Origin of the sequence: Cryobacterium psychrotolerans, from assembly GCF_900101115.1 — a bacterium.
Classification (GTDB): domain Bacteria; phylum Actinomycetota; class Actinomycetes; order Actinomycetales; family Microbacteriaceae; genus Cryobacterium; species Cryobacterium psychrotolerans.
Genome location: NZ_FNFU01000029.1, coordinates 1 through 20,062, shown reverse-complemented (window position 1 = coordinate 20,062; position 20,062 = coordinate 1). Strand labels below are relative to the sequence as shown.

Sequence of the window (20,062 nt, the reverse complement as noted above, 5' to 3'; positions counted from 1 at the left end):
AATTTGATAACACTCAGTTTGAATAAGCTGCTCTGCGTCCACTATGTGGTTCTCGATGTACGGTCGAGAACAACGCCCCACGGTGTCTCATAAACACCAGGGGCTCTATAACTAAAAAATATAGGTTCGAAACATCGAAAAGTGTTTCGGCGGCTATAGCAAGAGGGAAACGCCCGGTCTCATTCCGAACCCGGAAGCTAAGACTCTTTGCGCCGATGGTACTGCAGGGGGGACCCTGTGGGAGAGTAGGACACCGCCGGACTTAACTTAGAAACAAACAAAATGGCCACCTCACAGGGTGGCCATTTTGCGTTAAGGAAAGCCATCCTTCGGGGTGGCTTTCCTGCGTTAACGGCCACCCCCGGGTGGCCGTTTTCTGCGTTAACGCGTCTCCACGACCCGGTGGTCGAGGGTGTCGAGGCGCGTCAGCGCTCGGGGAAGTGGTGCGGGCGGGCGGTGAGCACCGGCTTCAGCCGCTCGAGCCGCGCCCGCTGCAGCATCAGGCCCGCATGCTCGCGGTCGCGGCGCACGGCCGCGACGCCGGCCAGGAAGACTTCGGCGGGCACGTCCGGCACCGGCGAGACGAACACGGATGCCTCGGCAGCCAGCGAGGACGCCAGCCGGCTCCGCGTGGCCGGCGTCATCTTCGACGCCTGAAGCAGGAACTGGGCGACCCGACGGGACAACCGGTCGGGGAGCGGGGCCACATCCACCGTCTCGGCCCACGCCGCCAGCTGCACCGGGAGGCCGAACGCGGCCGGGGGAAGCCGGGGCACGCGTTCATGCTGGCTGTAGGTGCCGGCCAGGATGTCGCCGAGGCGCTTCGACCGGCCGTTGAGCAGCGCCGTCATGACGGCCAGCCCGCCGATGGTCAGGTAGATCTCGATCACGCCGACGAGGGCGCGGATGAAGGCGTGCCGCAGCCGGATGGCCCCGCCGTCGTCCCGCACGATCCGCGCGCCGACCGCCAGTTTGCCGAGCGACCGGCCGGCCGTCGCCGTCTCCACGACCATCGGCACGATCAGGATCGAGAAGACCAGCCCGGCGATGAGCAGTGCCCGCGCGAGTGCGCTGTCGGTGTCGCCCGTCAGCCAGCCGATCCCGAGGAAGACGACCAGGAAGATCGCCAGGTAGGCGACGCAGTCGATGATCGTGCCGGCGCCGCGGAGGATGACACTGGCGGGGCGCACATCGAGGGCGACGGCCTCCCCCGTCACGACCTCATGATCGCCCCGGGCATCGTCACCGTGGGCTACCGACATCCGCGGCTCCGCCATGAATACTATTGAAGCAGATGGACCTCGATGCCTACTCAGCCGCGCACCGCGAAGAATGGGATCGCCTTGCCGAGTTGGCCCGGCGCCGGGTGCTCAGCGGCGAGCAATCCGACGAACTGATCGAGCGGTACCAGGCCGGCGCGGCCCAGTTGTCGGCGATCAAGACGGCCGCCGGGTCGACGGTGCAGGGGGACCGGTTGTCCGTCGCGCTGTCGCGGGCCCGGTTGAGGTTCACCGGTGCGGGTGCCGGTGTGCTCTCGCAACTGCCGCGGTTCTTCGTGCTCCAGCTGCCGGCCGCGTTGTACCGCCTGCGTTGGATCACCCTCGGCGTGGCCGTCGTGACCTTCGTCGTCGCCGGACTCTACGCGGCCTGGGCCTTCTCCAACCCGCAGGTGCTCGCGAATTTCGGTTCGGATGCGCAGCTCCGGCAGTTAGCGAACGAGGACTTCGTCGATTACTACTCGGAGAACCCCGCGGCATCCTTCACCGGCCTGGTCTGGACGAACAACGCCTGGATCGCCGCGCAGTGCATCGCCTTCGGCATCCTCGGCGTCTACGTTCCGTACATCGTGCTTCAGAATGCCCAGAATCTCGGCGTCAGCGCCGCCGTCATGTTCGCCTACGACAAGGGAGACGTCTTCTTCCTCTATATCGCTCCGCACGGGATGCTCGAACTGACCGCGATCTTCGTGGCGGCAGCCGGCGGCCTGCGGATCTTCTGGGCCTGGATCGCCCCGGGCACGCGCACCCGAGGCCAGGCTCTCGCGCAGGACGGCCGGGCGCTCTTCACGGTGGCCATCGGCCTGGTCTTCGTGCTTTTCATCTCCGGCGTGATCGAAGGATTCGTGACTCCGGCGCCCTGGCCGTGGCCGGTCAAGATCGGCATCGGCGCCCTCGCCCTGGCGGCGTTCCTGGCCTACATGCTCGTCGCCGGCCGCCGAGCAATCCGCTCCGGCGAGACCGGCGACCTCGACGAGTTCGAGGCGGGCAGCTCGCGCATCTACGCCGGCTGAGCCCCCGCCGCACAGAGCGGATGCCCCCGCCGCGCAGCGCGGATTGCCCGCCGACTCAAGCATAGGTTAGGCTTACCTAACTGCCCGATGACGTGCGGTCGTTCTGTCCATCAAGCACGCTGTCCACTGAGCACGCTGTCCATCGAGCACGGAGAAAATACTCTTATGCACGCACCACTCCTGTCCGCACGCCCGCGCCTGCGCCCCGCCGCATCCCGCCGGAGGCTCGTCTACGGCGCCGGCCTCGTCGTTGCCGCCCTCGCGCTGACCGGCTGCAGCCCCGCCGGCACCGGGCCGAAGGCATCCACCGAAGCCATCGAGAGCGACGGCAAGCTCACGCTCTACGCCGGCCGCGACGAGGCGCTGATCGCCCCGCTGATCGAGCAGTTCACCGAGGACACCGGAATCGAGGTCGAGGCCCGCTACGGACCGAGCGCCGAGCTGAACGCGCTGCTGCTCGAGGAGGGTGAGAAGACGCCGGCCCAGGTCTTCCTCTCCCAGGATGCCGGCGCGCTCGGCTCGCTCGCCAACAACGACCTCGTCGCGAAGATCCCCGCAGACCTGGCCGACAGCATCCCCGCCGACTACACCTCCACCGACGCCAGCTGGATCGGCGTCACCGGGCGCGCCCGGGTGATCGCCTACGACGGCAAGAAGTTCACCGAGGACGAGGTGCCGGACACCGTCGACGAGCTCACCGACGCCGGCTGGAAGGGCAAGGTCGGCTTCCCGCCCGGCAACGCCAGTTTCCAGTCCTTCGTCACCGCGTACCGCGTGCTCGAGGGCGAGATGGCCGCCGAATCCTGGGTGAAGGGCATCAGCGAGAACGCCCCCGTGCTCACCGAGAAGAACGGCGCCACGCTCGACCTCGTCGACGCCGGCCAGCTCGAGCTCGCCCTGATCAACCACTACTACTGGTACGAGAAGGCCGCCGAGGTGGGCGCCGACAACATGCGCGCGCAGCTCAAGTTCCTGCCGGGTGACCCGGGCGGCATCGTCAATGTGTCCGGCGCGGCCATCCTCAAGCAAGCCGCCGGCGACCCGGACGCGCTCGCCTTCATCGAATACCTCGTGTCGGAGAAGGGCCAGCAGTACTTCGTCGACAAGACCTTCGAGTACCCGCTGCTGCCCGGCATCGACGCGCCGAAGGGCCTGCCCACGCTCGAAAGCCTCGCAAACACGGGCTTCGACCTGGCCGACCTCGACTCGCTCGAAAAGACGCAGGAGCTCCTCGCGCAGTACGGTCTCTTGTAGGGGAACGGGCGTACCGCCACCCCACGAAGCGTCGACCAGGAGACGGATGTCCCACCAGCGTCATCGGGGCCCGTGATGTCAGGGCTGAACGAGCCACCGACATCCGTGCCCGAACCGAACAGCACGAGCAGCAGCAGGCGCCCGCCCCGGCCCCTGCTGCTGCTCGCGGTGCTCGCCTGCCTGCTGGCGTCCATCCCGCTGATCTACCTGCTCGTGCGGGTCGGCGGCAGCGGCCTCGACGACGTGGTCCGGGTGCTCGGGCGCCCTCGGGTGCCGCGGCTGCTGCTCAACACGGTCACCCTCGCGGCGGCGGTCACCGCCTCGACCGTGCTGCTCGGCGTGCCCACGGCGTTCCTCCTGGCCCGCGCCCGGCTGCGGTGGCGGAGCCTGTGGGTGGTGCTCGCGGCGCTGCCGCTGGCCGTGCCCTCCTACCTTGCGGCGTACGGCTGGCTCGCAGCGGCGCCCACCCTGCAGGGGTTCTGGCCGTCGTGGTTCGTGCTCACCCTGGTGTCGGTGCCGTATGTCTCCCTGCCGGTGACGGCGGCGCTCCGGGCGGGCACCAGCGGCCTCGACGACGTCGCCCGCACGCTCGGCCGCGGGCCGTGGCGGGCCTTCTGGCTCGGCACCTGGCCGCAGGTGCGTCCGGCCACCCTGGCCGGCGCCCTGCTGGTCTGCCTGTACGTGCTCGCCGACTTCGGCGGGGTCGCGCTGTTCCGTTTCCCGGTGCTGACCACCGCGATCCAGCAGGCCTATGGCGCCAGCTTCAACCGCAACTACGCGGCCATCCTCGCGACGGTGCTCGTGCTGCTGGCCCTGCTCGTCGTGCTGGGGGAGCAGACGGCCCGCGGGCGTGCGCAGCGGCAGTTCGGGGCGGTGTCCGGCGTGGCCACCCGTCGCATCGTGCGCCTCGGCCGCTGGAGCGCCCCGGCCCTGCTGCTGCTGGTCGCCGTGCCCGTGCTCGCCGTCGGGGTGCCCGTCGCCGAGCTGTTCGTGCGGCTGTTCGAGGCCGAGACGCTCCGGGCGCTCGACCTCGCCAACCTCGGCCAGGCCCTCCTCAACACCCTCGCGCTGTCCGCCGGCGGCGCGGTCATCGCGGTGGCGCTCGCGCTGCCGATCGGCGCGCTCGCCGCCCGCTACCGCGGCCGCCTGGTTCGCTCGATCGAATCCGCCGGCTACCTCGCGCTCGGCCTGCCCGGCATCGTCGTGGGCCTCTCGCTCGTGTTCTTCTCGCTCTCCGTGGTGCCCGCGCTCTACCAGACCGCCGCGGTGCTCGCCTTCGCCTACGGGGTGTTGTTCATGCCCAAGGCGATCGGCGCCATCCGCACCTCCATCGGCCAGGTGCCCACCTCGCTCGAGGACGTCGCCCGCACGCTCGGCTACGGCCGGCTGCAGACCTGGTGGCTCGTCACCGCGCGGCTGGCCCGCCCCGGCATCGGCGCCGCGGCGCTGCTTGTCATGGTCACGGCCATGAAGGAGCTGCCGGCCACCCTGCTGCTGCGCCCCACCGGCACCGACACGCTCGCCGTCGAGCTGTGGGCGAGAACGGATGTCTCCGCCTACGGCGCCGCAGCCCCCTACGCCGCCGCGCTGATCCTCGTCGCCGCGGTGCCCGCCTTCCTGCTCTCCGGGGCAGGCCGGGCCCGAACGGACGGAACACCGGCATGACCATCCTCTCCCTCACGAGTGTCGTCGTCGGCTACGACGCCGAGCCGGTGCTGCGCGGCGTCTCGCTCGACGTGCCCGAGGGATCCCTGGTCGCGATCGTCGGCCCGAGCGGATGCGGCAAGACCACGCTGCTGCGCACGATCGCGGGCCTCGTGCGCGCCCGCTCCGGCGAGATCCGGCTCGGCCGGAGGATGGTCGCCACCCACGGCATCCACCTCGCCCCGGAAAAGCGGCGCATCGGCTGGGTGCCGCAGGACGCCGCCCTGTTCCCGCACCTCACCGTCGCCGAGAACGTCGCCTTCGGACTCGGAACGGGCAAGAAGGCCGCGATCGGCGGGGTGCGCGGAGCGGCGCGGAAGCAGGCCCGGAGCGAACGGGTGCGGCATCTGCTCGCGCTCGTCGACCTCACCGCACTGGCCGACCGTCTGCCGGCGCAGCTCTCCGGCGGCCAGTCCCAGCGGGTGGCGCTGGCCCGGGCGCTGGCCGGCGTGCCCGACGTCGTGCTGCTGGACGAGCCGTTCGGGGCGCTCGACCCGCTGTTGCGCGGCGACCTGCGCGACGAGGTGCGGGCCCTGCTGCGCGTCGAGGGCATGACCGGCATCCTCGTCACCCACGACCAGGCCGAGGCGCTCTCCGTCGCCGACTACGTGGCGGTCATGCGCCTCGGGGAGATCCTGCAATTCGGCCGGCCCGACGAGGTCTACCGCAGGCCGGCGACCCCGTGGGTGGCCAGCTTCGTGGGCGAGGCCGTGTTCCTGCCCGGCGTCTGGACCCCCGACGCTCCGGAGGGCACCGGCGGCACCGGCGGCACCGGCGGCACCGCCCGGCCGCCCCGCACCGGCACCGTGCACTGCGCGCTCGGCCGGCTCCCGGCGGAGTGGGTGGCCGGGCCGCCGCAGGCCGGCGACGACGTGACCGTGCTCGTGCGGCCGGAGGAGGTCGAGATCGCCCCGGCGACCGACGAACCCGGCCGCACCGCCACCGTCACGGGCGTGAGCTACACCGGCCACGACGCCATGCTCGACCTGCTTCTGGACGGTGGCCTGCGCATCCGGTCGCGCGTGACCGCGGCCGACCTGCAGCCCGCCGGCGCACGGGTGTCCGTTCGTGTGCGCGGGCGGGTGCTCGCCTACCCGGGGTCGCCCGCGCTTCCCTAGCGGCTGAACCCGGCGGCCCGCACGACACGGGGCCTCGACACGGGGACGAAAGTGCGTGCGCGCCCGGCGGGGGCGGATGTCTCCAGTAGTGTCTGATCGTGGGAGAGAAACGGGCACCATCGGGCGTGAAGCTCATTGCGTTCGCCGTGTTCGCGTCGCTGGCCGTCGTGCTGGTCGTGCGCTCGATCACGCTGCTCGTCATCGGCCCGGCCGAGTTCTGGGTCATCGGCCTGCTCGGGGTGCTCTGCGCCGCGGCGCTCGAGCTCACCTGGGTCAGGGTGGGCACCGTCCCGCACCGCACGCCGGTGGTCAGCCTGCCGGTCCTCGCCCTGCCCGCCCTGGCCCCGGCCATCCCCCCGGCAGGCGGCGGCATGGGACTCGTCGTGCTCGGCGTCGCCCTCGCCCTTCTCGTGGAGTCTCGTCGGGTTTCGGTCGCGTTGTACAGCGCCGGGCTCGTCGGCGCCGGCTGTATTGCCGCCGTCCTGGTCTCCGCCGGGATGCTCTCGGCGGGGCTTCCCGAGCTGCTGGCCGTGGCGATCGGGTCAGGCGCCTACGTCGTGTTCATCGTCATCGTCGAATCCCTGCGCCGGCGCTTCACCAGGCCCCAGGTCGACCTCGGCGGCCTGCGGGCGCTGGCTCCCGGGCGTTTCATCGTCGCCGTCGTCGGGTGCGGGGCGCTGGCCTCCGGCCTGGCGTTCTGGAGCGACAATCACGTGCCGATCATCGACTCGGCCACCGAGGCCATCATCGTCGTGCTGCTCGGCCTCGCGGTCACGGCGGTCGGCGTCAAGGCAGCCAACAGCCGCACGGCCATGCGCCGGCTGCTCCGCGGGCTGATCGCGGGCGGCACCAGGCTCATCGAGGGCAACCGCGCTGCTGCGGCCGCCTCGCGGCTTCCCGGTTCCGGCGGGACCTCGGACGCGGATGCCGACGACATCGCCGAGATCCTGTGCCGCGCGGTCGAAGACACGATCGGGGTCGAATCGGTCAGCGTGCGCACGCAACCGCCCCAGCCGGGGGAGCTCGGGGTTCGCGTCTCCCTGGTCGCCGGCCTCAGCCAGTTCGTCGTCGCCGTGCGCGACCCCATGGACGGGGCGTTCAGCGCGGACGACCGGAGCGCCATCGAGACCCTCGCGTACACCGCGGAAGCGGTGGACGAGACGCGCCACAATATCGGCGGCCTGACCGTGCGAGCGAACACCGACCCGCTCACCGGGCTGCCCAACTACGGCTCGTTCCAGGTCGCGCTGGCCAACATCAACGACAACCGCGACTACTCCGAGGCGATCGCGGTGCTCTTCATCGACCTGGACGACTTCAAACGGATGAACGACCGGTACGGCCACGCGGTGGGCGACAGCATCCTGCGGGAAATCGGTCACCGGCTGAGCGATGTGGTGCGCCCGCACGACGTCGTCGCCCGCGTCGGCGGCGACGAGTTCGTGGTCATCCTCACGCACCTCAAGTCGCTGGGCGAGGCGAACATCATCGCCGAACGGATCATGTCGGCCACCGGCGAACCGATGACCGTGGACACAGTGACGGTTCTCCCCGTGGTCAGCATCGGCCTGGCCTACTCCGCGCACCGCGAGACAGACATCACTGAGCTGCTCAAAGACGCCGACCGCAGCATGCTCGCGATCAAGAAGTCCCGGCGACGCGGCGGGCCGTCAAAGGAGAGCAGCATCAACATCTCCGGCCATCGTTCCTCGGAGATGAATGACATCGTCGCCCGCGCCATCGACGAGGACCTGCTCCAGATCGCGTACCAGCCGATCGTCAGCCTCGTCACCGGGCAGATCTGGGCGTTCGAAGCGCTCGTGCGCTACACGCACCCCGAGCTCGGCCCGCTCTCGCCGTCGTCGCTGGTCGAGAAGGCCAAGGGTCTCGGCCGTCTCGACAAGCTGACCCAGCAGGTCGCGGTCAAGGCCATGGCCGCCGCCAACGACTTCCGCCTGATCGAACCCCGGATCGTCTGCATGACCATCAACGTCGAGGCCGGCCAGATCGTGCCCAAGCGGGTCGGCGATTTCGTCGAGGAACTGGCCGAGCGCTACCCCCGCATCTCGCTCTGCCTCGAGCTCAACGAGCGGTCGATGGCCCGCGTCACCCCGGCCATCCGTGCCCAGGCCGACCGGCTGCGCGAACTCGGCCTGATGATCGCGCTCGACGACTACGGCTCCCAGGACTCCTCGGTCGACGCCCTCGTGCGGATGCCGATGGACATCCTCAAAATCGACCGCAGCCTCGTCGACGACCTCGACGACGTGCGCCAGCGCGAGGTGCTCACCGCGCTGCAGGGTTTCGGCGACAACCTCGAGTACTCGATGATCGTCGAGGGAGTGGAAAACCAGGCGATGGCCGACCACCTCGGCGCGCTCGGCATCCGCAGCGCCCAGGGATTCCACTACGGCACCCCGCAGAGCTTCGAGAACACGGTGGCCCGGCTCGAGGAGTTCGGCGCCCGGGCGGTCCTGCCCCGCCGCCTGCCGCCGCTGGTCGACGCCGCCGCGCATGCCGCCGCGCCGGATTCCGCCACGGATGCCGCCGCCCCGGCCGGCGACAGCGACGTTCTGGCGGTTCCCGCGCCGGTCTAACCCGGCCCGGACCCGCCGTCCGTCGTCACCGTGCACGGGGCATCCTGTCACCGCCGATAGAGTGGACGGGTGAATGAACAGGCCCCCATCGACGTCGTCCTCATTGGTGGCGGCATCATGAGTGCCACCCTCGGAACCCTCATCAAGCAGCTGCAGCCCGACTGGAACATCCAGGTTTACGAGCGCCTCGGCGAAGTCGCCGAGGAAAGTTCCAACCCGTGGAACAACGCGGGCACCGGCCACGCGGCCCTCTGCGAGCTGAATTACATGCCCGAGGCGCCCGACGGAACGGTCACCGCCGACAAGGCCGTGGCCATCAACGAGCAGTTCCAGATCAGCCGGCAGCTGTGGGCGCACCTCGTGAAAACGGGCGCGCTGCCCTCGCCGGAGAAGTTCATCAACTCCACCCCGCACATGACGTTCGTGCACGGCAAGGCCAGCGTCGCCTACCTGCGCAAGCGGTTCGCCGTGCTGCGGGGCGAGCCCCTGTTCGCCGGCATGGAGTACAGCGAAGACCGCGAGACGATCGGCACCTGGACCCCGCTGCTCACGAAGAAGCGCCCGGCCGGCCAGAAGATCGCCGCCACCCGCATCGAGTCCGGCACCGACGTCGACTTCGGCGCCGTGACCCGCTTCATGTTCGACGACCTGGCCAGGCAGGGCGTCGGCATCCACGTGAACCGCCAGGTCACCGGGCTGAAGAAGCTCCCGGATGGCACGTGGCGGCTCAACCTGCTGCGCCTGGTCGGCCGCAACAAGAGCAGCGTCAACGCCCGTTTCGTCTTCGTCGGCGCCGGCGGCGGGGCCCTGGCCCTGCTGCAGAACAGCGGCATCCCCGAGGCCAGGGGCTTCGGCGGCTTCCCGATCAGCGGGCAGTTCCTGCGCACCACCAACCCGAAGGTCGTCGCCCAGCACAAGGCCAAGGTCTACGGCAAGGCCGCCGTCGGCGCCCCGCCCATGTCGGTGCCGCACCTGGACACCCGCGTCGTCGACGGGGAGTCCTCGCTGATGTTCGGCCCGTACGCCGGCTTCACGCCGAAGTTCCTCAAGACGAGCAGCTGGCTCGACCTCCCGTTCTCCATCCGCCTGCACAACCTCGTGCCGATGCTCGCCGTCGGCTGGCACAACTTCAGCCTCGTCAGCTACCTCGTCGGCGAGGTGCTCGCCTCGCGCAAGAAGAAGCTCGCCGCGCTGCGGGAGTTCATGCCCACCGCCAGGATGGAGGACTGGGAGCTCATCACCGCCGGCCAGCGCGTGCAGGTGATGAAGAAGGATGCCGCCAAGGGTGGCGTGCTCCAGTTCGGAACCGAGGTCATCACCTCCGCCGACGGCAGCATCGCCGGTCTGCTCGGAGCCTCGCCCGGGGCATCCACGGCCGCGCCGATCATGGTCGACCTGCTGAAGCGCTGCTTCCCCGACCAGATCGACGGCTGGGAACCCCGGCTGCGCCAGATGATCCCCAGCTACGGCACGAAGCTCTCGGATGACCCGGCGGCCGCCGCCGCCTCCCTCGCCGAGACCGCCGCCGCCCTGCACCTCACCGCGTAGTCCGGGGGGGCATCCTCAGTCGGGATCGTCGAAGCGCCGGACAGTTCGAGTTTGAGCCCGTTTCGTTCAGCGTCGACGGACGGAACCATCGCGTTGGTCTCAACCAATGCTGCCGTGGCAGCGGCCATGTCTTGGAAGGGCATTGCGTACGCCCATTTCTGCGCGTGCCCAAGTACCGTTACAAGGCCGTGGATGTTGTCGTGTTCCGTTGCCCTGACAAGCGCCGAGAGGTAGTCGTTTCGAAGGATCGTGGGGACGAGGATCCGGCTGTGACCTTCTCTGACGAGTTCGCCGTTCATCATGATCCTCGCGGCACGTCCGTTGCCGTCGTCGAAAGGGTGAACCGCGCTCACGAAGAACATCGTGAAGACAGCGCGAGCGAATGGGTCGTCCAACCCCTCCAGAATCCCCCACCCTGCGCGAAGTGTTCCCTCAACTTCGTCGGGGGCGACGAACTCTGTCAAGCCTGCACGGTTGGCTCGGAGTTTGAACTGACCGGGCCTCTTATTGGGGCGTCCCTCCATGACGGCACTGTGCCGCCGCTTGAGTGCTTCGATGAACTCGTCAGCGGTGTCGATCACAATCGACATCTCTGACACGTCATTGACGATTCGGAACGTCCCGGCGATGTCATGGGCATCCGCCGGCCTGTCCTCAGGCATTCGATTGTCGAGCGCGATACTTGCAGCTTCCTCGATGGTGAACTCTGTGCCCTCGATGAAATTCGAGAAGTAGGCCTCGAAGAACGGCAGAAGCTTTTGTTTGCTGCCTTGAGTGTGCGCGTAGAGCAGACGTGGGCTGATGTTGCTGAGGCCATGCACGACGGTCTCGAAAGCCTCTAGTTGCCGTTGGTCGTATCGGATCTGAGACTGAGCAGCTCTCATCGCTTTGGATTCTGACTTCACGGTGGGCCGCTCACCCCTCGCGGCCTCAAAGAACGCCCGGATTCCCTTCGCGTCCTCCTGATTTCCACGCCGTTCGGCTAGTGCGTCAACTGCTTGTTGCATGCGGGCGAGCTGGTCGCCGTTCCGACTCGAGGCCAGTAGCACGATTCGATCGTGAAGCTCGCTACGGCTGAGCGTTCGAGAGCTCTTGCCGGCGCGCACCCTGCTCACTCGCATGTTGTCCAGCATCGCTCGCTGCTCGGAAGCGCCGAAGACGTTGCCGCCCATTGGTGTGTCCGTGGGCTCTGCTGGTTCGTTTCGACCGTTCGGATAGACAGTCAGCCCTGGAAGACGAATCTCGCGCACGCGGGGGTGCGACACATACAGGGCGCCGTCGACTGGACGCAGGTCAAAGGCGCTTCGGTCGGTGACGACTGCCCCAGGGACAATCGTTCCAACGATCGTCTTCCACTCGCGCGCTACGACGGCCTCAAGCGGCGTGTTGACGTCGTCGGTATAGATGCCAGCTGCGATCCGCCTAATCCGCCCCTCCCGCAGGAGGCGCGTGGGAGCGTTGTCGTTGGGGAAGTCTGATGTCTGCAGGATGGCCACGAAAAACTCGGTTTCTGTACGTTATGGACTAATCATATCTCGGAAATTGATAGTTAAGCTCGGGAATTGCATAATAAGCTCCGTACTGCCCCGGCGCCAGCCCCCGAAACCCGAGCCGAAGCGGCCCCTGAATCTGGGATACTTCAGCTGAGGGAGAATCAATGTCGCTAGGCTTACCCGGCCACCTGGTGCAGTCGACACTCAGTCGTGCACTCGCGCGGGCCTCGCACTGGTTCGGCCTCGTCTGTCTCGCCGGCGCTCTCGTGTCGGTCGTCATGCTCAGCCTCGCGAACGAGACCCCCCGGCTCTGGCTCACGGTGCTCGCCGTGCTCGCCATGGGCGGCGTGCTGGTGCTGCTCGCCCGGCGCCGCACCGTGCCGATCACCATCGCCTACCTGCTGCTCGGCACCGGCGGCGTCTACCTCTACTCGGTCACCCTGCTCGACATGCCCGGCGTCTTCCCGGCCTCGAACATGTTCCTGGTCTCGCTGCCGAAGATGGCGATGATCATGGTCGGCGGCGCCGGCTCGAGCGCGTTCGTCGGGGTGATCTGGAGCACACTGGGTTTCCTGCTCGCCGAAGCCACGGTGCTGCTGGCCGTGGTGCACACCCAGGTGCCGTACCGGCCCGACGTGTTCACCGTGTCCACCTACCTCGTGCTCGTCGGCGTGATGCTGCTCGACGGGTTCGCCTTCCGCGCCGGCCGCACCGCCCAGCCGGCGATCCACCGGGCCGTGCGCGACGACCAGGCCCGCCTGCTCCGCAACGACTTCTCCCACCGGGCGATCGCCCGCATGCACGACACCACCGTGGAGCAGCTCGACGCGCTGTCCCGGGCGCAGCCCGGCACGCTCCGCTCGGGCATGCGCGCCGGCATCCGTGACACCCTGCGCACCCTGAACGATTCCACCTGGCTGGAGGATGTCGACGCGCAGTCCACCGACCGGCCGACCGGCGACGACGCCTGGCTGGCAAGTGAGGTCTACCGGGCGATCGACCGGTGCCGCGACCGCGGGCTCGTGATCGCGGTCACGGGGGACCGCGTCGCGCTCGCCCGCCTCGACCCCGCCGCCGACCGGGAGCTCGGCCTGGCCGTGCGGCAGTGCCTCGTCAACGTGATCCAGCACGCCGGCATCGTGGCAGCCGAGGTGATCATCGACGCCGACGACGACAGCGTCTCGGTGATGGTGCAGGATGCCGGCCGCGGCTTCACGGAGTCGGAGAGCGGCCCCGACCGGCTCGGCCTGCGGCAGGCCGTTCGTCACCGGATCGAACAGCTCGGCGGATCCGTCGCGGTGTTCTCCCGGCCCGGCGCCGGCACGTCGGTGCTGCTCAGCGTGCCCGCGGCGCCAGCCCCCGCCGAGCGCGACGAGCAGGTTGCCCCGTGAAATTGATTCCGAGCCCGGCGGAGCGCGCGAACCGCGACCCGTCCAAGGACACCCAGCAGCGGCTCGACCCGCTCGGTGCCCTCGCCGCGTGGCCGCTCGCCCCGATCATGGCCGCGATCTCGGTCGGCAACGCCATCATCGCCACGATCCTGCAGGCCGACCAGATCCAGAGCCAGCCCCTGGCCGCGCTCGCCCTGCTCGCGATGGTCGGGGCCGGAGCCGCGCTCGTGGTCGGCGCCCTGCCGGCGCGGGCGCCGTTCGAACCCGGCATGCACCTGCTCGTCCTCGGCCTGGCCCTCTCCGCATCCGTGTTCGAGCAGGCGAGCAAGTGGGGGCACAATTCCCGGCTCCAGGACGACTTCGGCCAGCTCGGAATCGGGCTGCTGCTGCTCGCCCTCGCCCCGTACCGGCCGTGGCGCCAGATCGCCCTGTCGGGCGCCGCCGCGAGCGTCGTCGTCGGCGCGCTCGCGCTGGCGCAGTCCCAGTACCTGAGCATCATCGTGCCGCCCGGCGTGTACGCGGTCGTGGCGATGACCGTGGTGCTCGCCCCGGCCACCGCCGGCGCCGCCTATTCGCGCCGCATCGTGCGCTCGATCCTGGTCTGGCAGACGGATGCCCGCCGCGCGGACGTCGTGCGCGCGGCGGAGACCCGCGGCCAGGTGGCCCAGTCCGTCGTCGACGAGCAGATCGCGGCCCTCCGCGCCGGCGTCATCCCCCTCCTCACCGCCGTCCTGGAGCGCGGGGCGATCAGCCCGCGGGACATCGAGCGGGCCGGGGTGTTCGCCGCCGACGTCCGCCGCGCCCTCGTCGAGCAGGTCGACAGCACGTGGCTCGACGGCGTCGTCGAGCGCGAGCGCGCCACCCTCACCGAGCGCGGCCTGGCACCCCTGCTCGTCGTCTCCGACGCCGACCGCCGCGCGACCGCGTTCGGGCCCGACCAGCGCGCCGCGACCGCCGCCCTGATCGGCGCCCTCTGCGAGCTGCGGGGCTTCGACCCCGGCAGCCTGGTCGTGCAGGTCACCGGATCCGAGCGGCGGGGCCTCGGCCGCCTGCCCTACCGGGCGATCCCGGCCCGCTACAAGGAACTCCACAACCCGCGTCCCCGGGCCCCGCACGTGGACACCGTGACAGTGCAGGCCGGCGTCGACCTGCCGACCCGCCGGCTGCGCAAAGCGCTTCGGCCCTACCTCGGTGTGCTGCGGGCGGTGTTCGTGCGGGTGCGGGTCAAGGTGCGGCATCCGCTCGTGACCATTACCTTCGATGATGAGCGGGTTAACACCGACCCGGACGTCGCCGAGATCGGACAACCGCAGTAATGGCCAAACTTTACTTCCGCTACGGCGCCATGAACAGCGGCAAGAGCACCTCGATGCTGCAGGCCGCTTACAACTACGAGGAGCGCGGCCACCGCGTGCTGCTGGCCAAGCCGTCGATCGACACGAAGGGCGACATGGGCATCCTGTCGCGCCTCGGCGTCGCCCGGCGGGTGGACTTTCTGCTCACCCCCGACGCGGATGCCTTCGCCCTGTTCCAGCAACACCGCGCGCAGACCCTGGCCGAGTCGGGCCTCGACGTGAGCTCGCTGCTCGTGGACGAGGCGCAGTTCCTCACCGAAACGCAGGTCGACGACCTGCTCCGGATCGCAATCCTCGAGAACGTGCCCGTGCTGGCCTACGGCATCCGCACCGACTTCCAGACCGTCGCGTTCCCCGGCAGCCGGCGCCTGCTCGAGGTCGCGCACAGCCTGGAAGAGCTGAAGACCATCTGCCGGTGCGGGCGCAAGGCCGTCTTCAACGGCCGCCGGATCGACGGGGCGTTCGTGTTCAGCGGCGACCAGGTTGCCATCGACGGGGCCGAGGTGACGTACGAGTCGCTCTGCGGCTCCTGCTACCTCGAAGAGAGCGGCGGCGTGCTGAACAACCGCCGCCGCGAAACCCTGCGCTAAACCCTGCCCGGAACCCGTAACCCGGCGCCGGCCATCCGGTCAAAAAGAGGGCGAACCGGTTAAATGGGAAGAGGCGCTCACCGCCGAGCCTCCGCCTAAGAGCGGTGGAGCGATGCGAGCGCCCCGGCCCCCCCAGGGTTTCCCCGCCTTCAGCCTAGAGAGCCCAATAAAAGAGCAAAAGCCGTCACTTGTGGGGGCACGACCTGGTAGTAGTCTGCAGACAAGGGGGAACATCGGATGTCGCAATACCGCGTTGCCCTCATCGACGATCACGAAATCGTCGCCCACGGATTCGCCAACTTGTTCGCGACCCTCCCCGAGATCCTGGTCGTGGCGACCGTCACGACCGTGGCCGATCTCCTGGCGTCGGAGGCCGCCGCCGAGCCCATCGACCTGGTCATCCTCGACCTGCGCCTGTCCGACGGCTCCACCGTGACCGGCAATGTCGACCGGTTGCGTGCGGCGGGCGCGCAGGTGCTCGCGTTCACCGGCGGCGACGACGCCCAGCTGATGCGCTTCGCCGCCCGCAGCGGCGTGCTCGGCGTGGTGCTCAAGTCGGAGTCGGTCGGCGTGCTGCTCGACGCGGTCACCCGCGCCGCGGCGGGGGAGCCGATTGCGTCGACGGAGTGGGCCGCGGCCCTCGACGGTGACCCCGACCTGTCCGATGCGGGGCTGAGCCCGCGCGAACGCGAGGTTCTCTCGCTCTACGCCGCCGGGGCGAAGGCGCCGCTGGTGGCCTCGCACACGGGCCTGTCCGAGCTGACCGTCATCGACTACATTCGTCGGGTGCGTTCGAAGTACGAGCGGGTCGGTCGGCCCGCCAACACGAAGATCGACCTCTACATTCGTGCCCTGGAAGACGGCATCCTGCCGCTCCCCGCGCAGTCGTGACCGCAGCATCGTGACAGTACAGACGGAAGCCACGCGACCCGCGTCGCCGGACAGCCCGGATGCCGCGCCCACCGTGGCCGCGCGCCTCGCGCGTACCCCGCGTCCCGCGCCGCCGGCAACCCGGGCCCGCATCCGGCCCGCGTCGGAACGCTTGGCCCGCACGCTCTTCGCCGGCCTGGGCGTCACCGCGCTCGCCTTCGGGGCTCTGTCGGTGGACTCGTTCCTCACCCAGCGGTGGAGCCCGGCGCCGGCGCTGGCGATCGCGGCCTGGCTGGTCTTCTTCGGGGTTCCGATCCTGGTCGGTATTTCCTCGTTCTGGGCGCCCCTGCGGTTGCTGCGCGGCATCGCGATCGGCCAGAGCGTCGTCTTCTTCGCCATCATCGGGTTCTGGTTGCTGTTCCGGGCCGAGTCCCTCCCGGCGGGTGCCGACATCCCCTGGGTGATCTCATACACGGCGGGTCCGACGATGGCGGTGGCGGTCATCGCGGCCGACCGGGTGGCGTGGATCCACATGGTGGGCGTCTGCCTGGCCAGTGGGTTGCTGCGGGCGGTCACGTCGGCCGATCCGAATCCCGTTCTCGTCGGAGTGCAGGACGGCCTGTATGCGGTCCTGGCGCTGACGGTGTTCGTCGGCCTGTTCACCGTGTCGCGGCGGAGGGCGGCCAGCGTCGATGCGGCCGAAGTCTTCGCCAACGCGGATGTCGCGGAGGCGGCCGCCCGCGTCGCCCGCACGCGGGAGCGGCTCACCATCGACGCGCTCGTGCACGACGGCGTCATCTCGACGCTGCTGATGGCCGGGCACGGCCGGGTGCCGCCCCGGGTGCTCTCGAGGCACGCCGCCGACACCCTGATCCGACTCGACGCGCTGCGCGCGCCGGTTCCCGACCGGCCGGTATCGGGCGTCGAACTCGAGCGCCGCCTCGAACGGCTGGTTACCGAGCTGGCCCCGGATGCGAGCATCCGGTCGGACCTCGACGCCGACCTCCGGGTGCCCGCCGTCGCCGCCTCCGCGGTGCTCGGCGCCGTCGGCGAAGCTCTGCGCAATTCGGAGGCCGCGGCCGGGGCCGGGCACGACGGTTCCGTCGTGCGCACGGTGATCGTGCAGGCGCGGTCCGGTGGCCTCCGGGTCGAGGTGCTCGACGACGGGGTGGGCTTCGACCTCAGCGCCGTCCCGCCCGAGCGGCTGGGCATCACCGAGAGCATCCTCGGACGGATGGCACGTGTCGCCGGAGGGTCCGCAGCCGTGCGGTCCTGGCCGGGTGCCGGAACCGAGGTGGTGGTGTCGTGGACCCCGTGACCCCCGTACAATCTGTGGTCCCCGTGACGCCGCTGACCCCCGTAAGCCCTGCGGCCCCGGCGGACCCCGCGGCCCATATGACGGTGGTTGGCGCCCGGCTCGCGCCCATGGCGCGGCTGCCCCGGCGGCTGGCCCTCTTCATCACTGCGCTCTTCGTCGCGGTGCACGCCCTCCTCGCCTTCGCCGCACGCGATCCCGGGTCCAGCCTCCTGCTCACCGCAATCAGCTTCGTGTCGGTCTCGGCGGCTGCCGTGTGGCTCGGTTTGTCCCGGCCCAACCGCGTGCCGCTGCCCCGCACATTCAGCATCTTCGCGCTGTCCGCGGTAGCGGTCATCGTGACCTCGATGCACGTTTCGCCGTTGGCCCCGGGGCCCTTTGCGCACTGGCACCTGGGCGCCGTCACATTCGTGCTCGTGGTGTTCTCCGTGCGCGGCCGTCTGGGTGCATCGTGGCTCGCATACCTGGTGCTCGTGGGGATTGTGATCGTGTGGGCGATGTCGTACGGGCTCACGGCGGCTGACGGCGTGGGGCTCGTGCTTCGTCACGCGGCCACGCTGCTGGCCGCAACGCTTTTCGCCCTGGGGCTCAGGCGGTCCGCTGAAGCGCTCAAGGTGCTGCACCGTGAGCGCACCGAGCGCGCGGTGGTCGACGCGACGGCCGTGGCGGCGATCGAGGAACGCGAGGCGCACCTCGCCCGGGTAAACGGACTCGCCCGCCCCACCCTGGACCTTCTTGCCCGCTCGCACGAACTCGACGACGAGCTGCGGGCCGAATGCCTGCTCGTCGAAGCGACCCTGCGCGACGCCATGCGCGGACGAGCCTTGTTCCTCGGCCCCGTGACCCGGGCGGCGCGGGCGGCACGGATCCGCGGGGTCAAGGTGACCCTGCTCGACGACAGCGGCGACGCGCCGCCCGCCGAGCTGGCCGCCGTGGCTGCTGCCGTCGCGGGGGAGCTGAGCGTGCTTTCCTCGGGTCGCCTCACCGCCCGGGTGCTGCCCGCCGACCGGCCGGTCATCGCGACGATCGTCGTCGAGGCGACGGAACACCGGATCCTGATGGTCACGCCCGGCGGCGACATCCGCGAGGGATAACGCATCGGCGTCGACGGTTCGGTCGGCCGCCGAGTCGTGCAGCCTAGGTCCGTTCGGGCTTCGTCGTGTCGTGCCCTGCTGCCGGGTAGGTCTCGGTGGAGGGCAGGGCCTCGATGGCGGGGAGGGTGACGGGGGAGCCGAGGTGCAGGGCCGCTTTGCTGGCGAGGCGGATCGGGGTTTGGTCGGGGTCTTTCCCGGGTGGGGGAACGAGCCAGTAGGTTCCGGTTGCCTCTCGTTTGATCGTCCAGCCTTCGTTATGGAGGCGGAGATGGTCTGGTCTGCAGAGCAGGATGCCGTCGGCGATGTTGGTGAGGCCGACTTTGGCGAGCCATTCGTTGATGTGATGCGCTTCTGTCCAGGAGGGGGGTTTGTCGCAGCCGGGCCAGAGGCAGCCGCCGTCGCGGACGGCGAGGGCGAGTTTTTGGCGTTCGGTGAAGAGGCGTTTTTCCCGGCCGATGTCGACGACCTGGTCGTCGTCGAAGGCGATGGCGGTGAATCCGTCGCAGAGGTGCCGGTCGATGTCGGTTTGGGGGATCGGGTCGGGGTGGCCCTCGATCGCGCCGTGGTCGTGGAGTGCGCCGTGGTCGGTCGTGCTGCCGTTCCCGGTCGTGGTCGTCCCGTTCCCGGTCTGGCTCGTCCCGTTCCCGGTCTGGGTGCCGGGGGTGCCCCGTTGCACGACCACTCGTGCGGTGGGCCGGGAGCCGGAGAACACGGTGCCGGGGTCGGCGTTGACGGCGATGTGGATGAGTTCGATGAGGGTTTCGGCGTGGATTTGGTTGGTGCTGCGGGGGTCGTCGATGATTTTCTGGGCTCGGGCCTTTCGTTCTTTGTCGACGAAGCGGGGGCCGCCGCGGCGGGGTCCGGTGATCTGGGCGAGGACTTCGAGGAGGAAGGTGCCGTTTTCGGGGTTGAGGTCGAAGTCGCCGTGGACCATGCCGTTGGGCTTGCGCCAGGTGCGGAGGTATTGGGCGGCGCGCAGGGCGTCGGCGCGGGCGGCGATCCCGTTGGTGTCGATCTGGTCGCGGGAGTGGCGGGCGGCGGTGAACGCCTGTTCCGCGTTCAGGCCCTGGCGGGCGGCAATTCCGCGATCGGCGGCGCGGAGGTCCGTGCAGCGTTCGATCAGGGCGGTCAGGGCGTCGCGGAGCATCTCCGGGGTGACGCCGGCGGCTGGTTCGCCGAGGCCCTTGCGGAGGAAGCCGGCGGTGTCGAGGCCGATCCGGCCGGCGGTGACGGCGTCGCCGAGTGGCGCGTGCCAGGGCGCTTCGAGGGCGGCGGCCGGGAGGTCCCACTCGGGGTGTTCCGCGGCCTGGTCGGCGGCTTGTTCGGCGGCTTGTCTGGCGAGCTGTTCGGCGGCTTCGGCTTCGGCCATCATTGTGCCGACGTCCACGAGTCGGCGGGAGTCGGCTCGGGAGCCGCCGGAGAGGGACTGCACCATTGCTTCCG

General features: G+C 69.7%; 15 protein-coding genes and 1 rRNA gene. 13 read left to right on the top strand and 3 right to left on the bottom strand.

The window, feature by feature from the left end; all coding sequences use genetic code 11:
* The first annotated feature begins 145 nt into the window (after nucleotides 1-145).
* A 5S ribosomal RNA gene (rrf, locus tag BLQ39_RS14810) occupies nucleotides 146-262 on the top strand.
* Between the two features lie 163 nt (nucleotides 263-425).
* Here rrf and BLQ39_RS14805 read toward each other — a convergent pair.
* Nucleotides 426-1,262, bottom strand: coding sequence for an RDD family protein (locus BLQ39_RS14805; protein WP_198417064.1), 837 nt, complete (start codon nucleotides 1,260-1,262; stop codon nucleotides 426-428).
* A 32-nt stretch (nucleotides 1,263-1,294) separates the two neighbouring features.
* Here BLQ39_RS14805 and BLQ39_RS14800 point away from each other — a divergent pair, with 32 nt between their 5' ends.
* The 6 genes from BLQ39_RS14800 to BLQ39_RS14775 all read left to right on the top strand — a co-directional run bounded on the left by BLQ39_RS14800 (nucleotide 1,295) and on the right by BLQ39_RS14775 (nucleotide 10,511).
* A complete protein-coding gene (locus BLQ39_RS14800) occupies nucleotides 1,295-2,290 on the top strand; it encodes a stage II sporulation protein M (protein WP_092325172.1) in 996 nt (331 codons plus the stop codon).
* A gap of 165 nt (nucleotides 2,291-2,455) precedes the next feature.
* Nucleotides 2,456-3,544 carry an extracellular solute-binding protein gene (locus BLQ39_RS14795; RefSeq protein WP_092325170.1) on the top strand — a complete coding sequence of 363 codons (1,089 nt, stop codon included), beginning with the start codon at nucleotides 2,456-2,458 and terminating at the stop codon, nucleotides 3,542-3,544.
* 75 nt (nucleotides 3,545-3,619) lie between these two features.
* A complete protein-coding gene (locus BLQ39_RS14790) occupies nucleotides 3,620-5,209 on the top strand; it encodes an ABC transporter permease (RefSeq protein WP_092325168.1) in 1,590 nt (529 codons plus the stop codon).
* Nucleotides 5,206-6,366: an ABC transporter ATP-binding protein gene (locus tag BLQ39_RS14785; protein ID WP_092325166.1), complete on the top strand. Its 1,161-nt coding sequence runs from the start codon at nucleotides 5,206-5,208 to the stop codon at nucleotides 6,364-6,366. Before BLQ39_RS14790 ends, BLQ39_RS14785 begins: the two co-directional genes overlap by 4 nt.
* A 98-nt stretch (nucleotides 6,367-6,464) precedes the next feature.
* Complete coding sequence (locus BLQ39_RS14780) at nucleotides 6,465-8,963, top strand: putative bifunctional diguanylate cyclase/phosphodiesterase (RefSeq protein ID WP_135109232.1); 2,499 nt, start codon at nucleotides 6,465-6,467, stop codon at nucleotides 8,961-8,963.
* Between the two features lie 69 nt (nucleotides 8,964-9,032).
* On the top strand, nucleotides 9,033-10,511 hold the full coding sequence (locus BLQ39_RS14775; protein ID WP_092325162.1) for a malate:quinone oxidoreductase: 1,479 nt from the start codon (nucleotides 9,033-9,035) through the stop codon (nucleotides 10,509-10,511).
* Here BLQ39_RS14775 and BLQ39_RS14770 read toward each other — a convergent pair.
* Nucleotides 10,427-12,007: a Fic family protein gene (locus BLQ39_RS14770; protein ID WP_092325160.1), complete on the bottom strand. Its 1,581-nt coding sequence runs from the start codon at nucleotides 12,005-12,007 to the stop codon at nucleotides 10,427-10,429. The two genes, BLQ39_RS14775 and BLQ39_RS14770, sit on opposite strands and share 85 nt — an antisense overlap.
* A gap of 161 nt (nucleotides 12,008-12,168) precedes the next feature.
* Here BLQ39_RS14770 and BLQ39_RS14765 point away from each other — a divergent pair, with 161 nt between their 5' ends.
* The 6 genes from BLQ39_RS14765 (at nucleotide 12,169) to BLQ39_RS14740 (ending at nucleotide 18,619) form a co-directional block, all read left to right on the top strand.
* Nucleotides 12,169-13,395: a sensor histidine kinase gene (locus BLQ39_RS14765; RefSeq protein ID WP_135109230.1), complete on the top strand. Its 1,227-nt coding sequence runs from the start codon at nucleotides 12,169-12,171 to the stop codon at nucleotides 13,393-13,395.
* On the top strand, nucleotides 13,392-14,711 hold the full coding sequence (locus BLQ39_RS14760; RefSeq protein WP_134575032.1) for a hypothetical protein: 1,320 nt from the start codon (nucleotides 13,392-13,394) through the stop codon (nucleotides 14,709-14,711). Before BLQ39_RS14765 ends, BLQ39_RS14760 begins: the two co-directional genes overlap by 4 nt.
* Nucleotides 14,711-15,340, top strand: coding sequence for a thymidine kinase (locus BLQ39_RS14755; protein ID WP_092325154.1), 630 nt, complete (start codon nucleotides 14,711-14,713; stop codon nucleotides 15,338-15,340). Before BLQ39_RS14760 ends, BLQ39_RS14755 begins: the two co-directional genes overlap by 1 nt.
* 237 nt (nucleotides 15,341-15,577) lie before the next feature.
* Entirely contained in the window at nucleotides 15,578-16,231 is a 654-nt protein-coding gene (locus tag BLQ39_RS14750) for a response regulator transcription factor (RefSeq protein ID WP_092325152.1), read from the top strand.
* A gap of 10 nt (nucleotides 16,232-16,241) precedes the next feature.
* Entirely contained in the window at nucleotides 16,242-17,528 is a 1,287-nt protein-coding gene (locus BLQ39_RS14745) for a sensor histidine kinase (protein WP_134575031.1), read from the top strand.
* A gap of 107 nt (nucleotides 17,529-17,635) precedes the next feature.
* The gene (locus tag BLQ39_RS14740; protein WP_143006489.1) at nucleotides 17,636-18,619 is read left to right on the top strand and encodes a DUF8320 family protein; all 984 of its coding nucleotides are present in this window, start codon (nucleotides 17,636-17,638) and stop codon (nucleotides 18,617-18,619) included.
* A 43-nt stretch (nucleotides 18,620-18,662) separates the two neighbouring features.
* Here the strand turns inward: BLQ39_RS14740 and BLQ39_RS14735 are convergent.
* The coding region (locus BLQ39_RS14735; protein ID WP_143006488.1) for an HNH endonuclease signature motif containing protein at nucleotides 18,663-20,062 on the bottom strand (1,400 nt) is incomplete at its 5' end.